Origin of the sequence: Myroides sp. WP-1, from assembly GCF_014145635.1 — a bacterium.
In the GTDB taxonomy this organism is placed as follows: Bacteria; Bacteroidota; Bacteroidia; order Flavobacteriales; family Flavobacteriaceae; genus Flavobacterium.
Map to the genome: position 1 here is coordinate 1 of NZ_JACHTC010000071.1, position 615 is coordinate 615.

Sequence of the window (615 nt, forward strand, 5' to 3'; positions counted from 1 at the left end):
TGGTAAACTTTCCTGCACGGAAACTCTCCGTAGCAAAGTACATCGTCTGACCATCTCCTGTTACAGTAGCTGGTCCGTCGTGATACTTCGTGTTCAACTCTGATACAGGCTCTACATCATACAATGGATCATCAGCGTTTTTGTATTTCGCTTGGTAGATATCCAAATAACCTTGGTTATCCCAGCCATACTTTTTCTTCGAGTTATTACCTGCTCGTGTAGAAGCAAAATAAAGCGTATCTCCCGTAGTTAAGAAGGCTCCGAAATCATTCCCTTGACGGTCATTGATCCCTGATTCTTCAAAAGTAAACAACTCCTCTTGCGCACGTAAACGCGGAATGTAATCGGGCTCGCGTAAAAAAGCAATCGCGCGCTGATCCTCCGGATTGCGCTCAGCGAATTTCTTCATAGCGGCATTCGAAGAATCATAACGACCACTCGCTTTGAGCATTTGTGCATAGCGGTAGTACAACTCTGAATCTAAACTCGGATCTTTCTCCAAGGCCTTTCCGTAATACTTCGCTGCCTCTACTGTATTGAATATGTTGTAATAACAATCCGCTAATTGTAAATAAATATAATTATCTGTCTTGGCACCGCGGATTAACTTCTGAT

Annotated in this window: 1 protein-coding gene; it reads right to left on the minus strand. The window is 43.1% G+C overall.

Annotated features, from left to right (window positions below):
- Positions 1 to 615: M48 family metallopeptidase (locus H4K33_RS16380; RefSeq protein ID WP_182650876.1), on the minus strand; the 615-nt coding region annotated here is incomplete at both ends.